General features: G+C 59.9%; 5 protein-coding genes, 1 tRNA gene and 1 pseudogene. 4 read left to right on the forward strand and 3 right to left on the reverse strand.

Annotation, left to right across the window (positions count from 1 at the left end):
* Positions 1-108 precede the first annotated feature (108 nt).
* A pseudogene (locus EOD15_RS37065) lies at positions 109-327 on the forward strand (hypothetical protein); the annotation flags it as partial.
* 205 nt (positions 328-532) lie between these two features.
* Here EOD15_RS37065 and EOD15_RS29255 read toward each other — a convergent pair.
* Complete coding sequence (locus tag EOD15_RS29255; RefSeq protein ID WP_127321675.1) at positions 533-1,186, reverse strand: outer membrane beta-barrel protein; 654 nt, start codon at positions 1,184-1,186, stop codon at positions 533-535.
* Positions 1,187-1,644: 458 nt separating this feature from the next.
* Positions 1,645-1,720: transfer RNA gene (locus tag EOD15_RS29260), tRNA-Thr, on the reverse strand.
* A 155-nt stretch (positions 1,721-1,875) separates the two neighbouring features.
* Here EOD15_RS29260 and EOD15_RS29265 point away from each other — a divergent pair.
* The 3 genes from EOD15_RS29265 (at position 1,876) to EOD15_RS29275 (ending at position 3,405) form a co-directional block, all read left to right on the forward strand.
* Positions 1,876-2,043 (forward strand): hypothetical protein, encoded by a 168-nt coding sequence (locus tag EOD15_RS29265; protein WP_127268088.1) that lies wholly within the window; start codon positions 1,876-1,878, stop codon positions 2,041-2,043.
* Positions 2,044-2,264: 221 nt separating this feature from the next.
* Positions 2,265-2,486: a hypothetical protein gene (locus tag EOD15_RS29270; RefSeq protein WP_127330740.1), complete on the forward strand. Its 222-nt coding sequence runs from the start codon at positions 2,265-2,267 to the stop codon at positions 2,484-2,486.
* 613 nt (positions 2,487-3,099) lie between these two features.
* Positions 3,100-3,405 carry a BA14K family protein gene (locus EOD15_RS29275; protein WP_127268086.1) on the forward strand — a complete coding sequence of 102 codons (306 nt, stop codon included), beginning with the start codon at positions 3,100-3,102 and terminating at the stop codon, positions 3,403-3,405.
* A 372-nt stretch (positions 3,406-3,777) separates the two neighbouring features.
* On the opposite strand, the gene bhcR is transcribed toward EOD15_RS29275, so the two are convergent.
* Positions 3,778-4,475 (reverse strand): HTH-type transcriptional regulator BhcR (bhcR, locus tag EOD15_RS29285; protein ID WP_148129686.1); only part of this gene is annotated, 698 nt, incomplete at its 5' end.

Consider the following 4,475-nt stretch of genomic DNA (forward strand, 5'->3'; position numbering starts at 1 on the left):
GCAAAAAAGGCGCGGGGCCAAGCGACCTTTTCGAGGTGGAGCCTTTACAGCGAAACGCTTCGGTAGGATTATTGTCCTTGGGTGGGGCGACTCTTAAAAGGTGTCGCAATGGCTCGGTCAAAACCTTCAAAGCGATTATCGCAGGCTGAAATCGAGCGCTTTCTCGTGGCGGCGGAAGCGCTGCACCTGAGCATCATCAAGCCGTTCATATCGCCGCATTGCGACCACTACAGACAGACGCGCGTCTTGCATGAGGTGCTGTTAAGGGCGGTGCGGGAAGTCACCGGGAAGGATGCTACGTTCATCCGGTGGAATTTGACCGGGCCGGCACAACAAGGGCCGGAGCGCCCGGCAGAAGAGCCCATAGCATGGTCCGGAACGGACGAAGGGCCTGAGCCGCGAACTATTTGCGATCCAGGCCCCTAGCCGTCGGGTTCGTGGCGACATTGCGCCCGCGGAATGCCATTCACAAGCTGGACCTTGGTCTTGCCCTTCCTGCGGAGGGCGTCAACGTCGGTGACGCGCTGAACAGTTAGAACTTCATCGCGATGCCGACGCGGAAATCGTGCGTCTGAAGCGTGTGTTCCAGCGTGCATCCGCCGCCGCAATATTCAAGCGACTTCTTGCCGAAGAAGGAGAAGTCGTATTCGCCTCGCAAGAACACGTTGTGTGTGAGAGCGACGTCGATGCCTGCTCCAACAATACCACCGACCAAAGTTGCATCCCGCTCGGCGTTTCCACCTGGATAGAACGTCTTCAGCTTTGCGGCGGTTACACCAGCCGTGACAAACGGCATGTAGGCTCCGATGTCCATGCCAACGCGACCCTTTACGGATCCGAACAAACCTGTGGAGGCGTCGAGAACGCCTGGGCCTGGAATATCGTCGAAGGTGTTCTTCTTAAAGCGGTAGCCAAGCTCGCCTTCAACGCCATAGACAATCTTGCCGGATTGGAAGTTATAGCCTGCAAAGCCGCCGACCGCGGCCGAGCCGACGTTGTGCGTTGCGCCAGCCTGGGCGCCCGGCTCATAGATCTTGTAATGTTCCAACGTTCCGGCGCCGAACACGCCGGCGTATGGCCCTTGCCAAGTCCATTCAGGGGTGTCGACAGGAGCGGTCATCATATCGGCAGCGATGGCCGGAGCCGCCGAAAGCGCAACGAATGAAGCGAGCAAAAAAGCTTTCATGAAATCCCCATCAAATCGCCAAGCGCTTTATATCGATGAGCCTGCAACTTTGTATGTAGCTAGGAAGTCACACCTGTAGACTAAGTTGCTGCGCCTGAATTCGGCGACTAGGTATCAGGAAGGCCGGTGCAAACAGGCATCCCGCGAGGAGCTCCGGACTTCCGCGGCCGAACACCGGCGCCGCCACAACCTCTGGAATGAAACTCAACGCCGGCGAGGAATGGCAGTCAGGTTTCGACGCGGGCATTATCCAGAAATTCGAGAGCGGAGCGTGGAAGGTGCCGTTCTAATCTTCAATAAATCCCGCCGCCGCACGGTGGCGGGCTTTCCACATGGTGATGCTCCGGGGCGGATATTCTCGCGGGTAAGTGCATGATTTCCAACGTGGATCAGGCGGCGGATCGAACTCGATGACAATAGATTAACTGTCTGAATTTACTCAATTGCCGCACTTTTGCTGGTGCCCCCGGACGGAATCGAACCGCCGACCTTCGGTTTACAAAACCGCTGCTCTACCAGCTGAGCTACAAGGGCACGGCGCTCCGGTTAGCATATTTGTTGCGCCAGTAAAGACAAAACTCCGTTTTTCCCCGGCATGCCACATGGCCCGTCGACTAGGGCATCCTGAAAAGCGCTAGATTGCTTCCTACATCTAGGGGAGGTGCAATCGCTTTGCGCAGGGGTGTGGCATGATCAGATTAGTCATCATTCTCCCGATCATCTTCGTGGCCTGGATGCTGCTGGTGAAGATCATCAGCGATGTGAAGAAGGCCAATGTCGACTGGACCGGCGTCACCACCATAATCGGCTTCATCGCGCTGGCGTTCTGGCTGCGCCATGTCACGGGGATGGGGTGAGAGAGAGCGAATGTAGCGAATAGCGAATAGCGAATAGCGAATAGCGAATAGGGAACGGCAACGTAGCGATTGGTAAGTGGCGTTCCTGCCTTTTCCTACTCGCTACTCGCTATTCGCTATTCACTAAAATCTCTTCGACCTATCGAACCTTTTGCCGCGCCGCGCCGACTGATGGTTAGAGGCGAATGGGTCGCCTCGATCAAAAGATCCAGGAGATCATCATGTTCAAGCGCACTCTTACCTCAGGCCTCGTCGCCATCTTCGTCGCCACCGGCGCGCTCGCCGGCACTGTCGGCACGTCGTCAGCCCACGGCATGCACGGCCATCATCACCATCACAACCACAAACATCACAAGAAGCACTTCAAGAAGTTCTGGTGGAAGCACTACAACCACCACCACAACCATCACCACAGGCACGGCAGGGTGATCATTTTCCTTTGATGGAGGGACCCAATTCCCCAAAAGGGCGGCTTCGGCCGCCCTTTTTGCGTTCGGCGTTGCGATGTAGGCGGGCAGGCTAGCGATCTCGCCCGCAAGCTACGGCATGCACACATTTCCAGGCAACTGGTCTTTGGCGATAGGGTGCATGGCAGCTTGGCGCATGCATTGTCTTATGCGGCGCAGGTCGACCCCCCACTCCGTCTCGGCTTCGCCGAGCCACCTCTCCTCCGATCGACGGGGTAGAGGAAAGGCGCCAAGCTTTTGCCGTCAACGCTCGTCCAGCAACGCTCCTTTCCTTTCCCTCCGGAGGGGGGAAAGGTGGCGCTGCGAAGCAGCGACGGATTGGGGGAACCACGTGGCAATCAGGCCTCGGGCCGATCAGTCACGCCAGTCACAGAAGATATGTGCATAGCGTAGCGCCAGAGCGGGGGGAGATCAGCCGCATCAACGTCTTCGCCAAGCTCTCGCAAGGTCGCCGTCAGCATGGCCTCGATCCATCCGATTTCCCGGATCCCAGAAAATCGACAAAAGATTCGAACCTTTTTCCTGGCTGCGACGACAGATGATCAAGAGGCGGATGGATCGCCTCGGTCAACGAAGCAAGGAGATCGTCATGTTCAAGAACACACTCGTTTCCGGACTTATCGCCACCGCCGTCGCCGCCGCCACGCTGGCCGGAACCGTGCAGCCTTCGGCCGCTCACAGCCATCACCACAATCACGGCCTCGGCATCGGCATTGCTGCCGGCGTCGGCGGCTTTGTCCTCGGCAGCCTGCTCGCCCAGCCGCGCACCGTCTATGTCGACGAAGGCGGCGGCTCGTGGCATGTCCGCCGCTGCTACGATCGTTACGCCAGCTACGACGCGGACTCCGATACCTATCTCGGCCGCGACGGATATCGCCACTATTGCCGTCTTTAGAGGGGAGGACCGTTTCAGCAACAGAGGGGCCCATGCGAGCCCCTCTTCTGTTGTCTGGATGGTAGCGGTGCGTGCTCCATCGGCCGATTCAGCGCAGAAAGGATTGGGCCGCGCGGCAGACCGGGCGGTGTACAGAGATCCCGTGGCAGACCTACCATCTTGTCGCCGTCCTGCCGATCCTGGCGGCATTGCCTTGCAGATGCGGGCGCTCTCGCTGCTGCTCGATACGAAATGCCTGCAGCGGCGCATCTATGAACGTGCCAACCGCATCTTCATGGCCGGCCTGATATTCACCGCCTGCGGCGTCGGCATGGCCATTCTTCTCGATTCTTTGATATCGCGACCAGGAGCGCACTGCCCGGGACGGGCTGATCAGAAGGCTCGCACGCCGCCGATCATCCTGGTCACCTCGGCGGCGGCATCGCGCACCAGCGGGCCGATCTCGGCCAGCCGCTCCGGCGTCACCCGCACCGTTGGTCCCGACACCGAAACGCCGCCGATCGGCTCGCCGAATTCGTTGAAGATGGCCGCTGCCACGCAGCGCATGCCGGGGTGCCGCTCCTCGTCGTCGACCGACCAGCCGCGCAGCTTGATCCGCGCCAGATCGTGGGCAAGCGCCGAAATGTCGGACAGCGTCCTGTCGGTGAAGCGCTGCAGGCCTGCCTTGCGCAGGATGGTTCCGACGCGCTCCGGCTCGAGATGCGCCAGCACCGCCTTGCCGATGCCGGACGCATGGAAGGGGCTGCGCGTGCCCGGACGGAAGAAGGCGCGGATCGCCTGGTGCGTCTCGACCTGGCTGACGAAGACCACGCAATCGTCCTCGGCGACGCCGAGATTGGCGGTCTCGCCGGTTCTTTCCATCAGCTCCTGCATGACCACACGCGCGCGGTCGACCAGCTTGCGGCGGCGCAGGAAGGCCGCGCCCATGCGGTAGGTCTCGACGCCGATCGACCACAGTTGGTCTGATGTGTCGAATTCGACCATGCCGTGGTTTTGCAGCGTCGTCAGCATGCGATAGGCGGTGGAGGCGGCAAGGCCGCTCTGCGCCGAGATCTCGCTCAGCGAGAAGC

The sequence above is a fragment of the Mesorhizobium sp. M7A.T.Ca.US.000.02.2.1 genome (assembly GCF_003996995.1).
GTDB lineage: Bacteria > Pseudomonadota > Alphaproteobacteria > Rhizobiales > Rhizobiaceae > Mesorhizobium.

Bases quoted from the DNA above. Each gene is read 5' to 3' on its own strand.
- EOD15_RS29255 (WP_127321675.1), bottom strand. From the start codon at position 1,186: ATGAAAGCTTTTTTGCTCGCTTCATTCGTTGCGCTTTCGGCGGCTCCG.
- EOD15_RS29265 (WP_127268088.1), top strand. From the start codon at position 1,876: ATGATCAGATTAGTCATCATTCTCCCGATCATCTTCGTGGCCTGGATG.
- EOD15_RS29270 (WP_127330740.1), top strand. From the start codon at position 2,265: ATGTTCAAGCGCACTCTTACCTCAGGCCTCGTCGCCATCTTCGTCGCC.
- EOD15_RS29275 (WP_127268086.1), top strand. From the start codon at position 3,100: ATGTTCAAGAACACACTCGTTTCCGGACTTATCGCCACCGCCGTCGCC.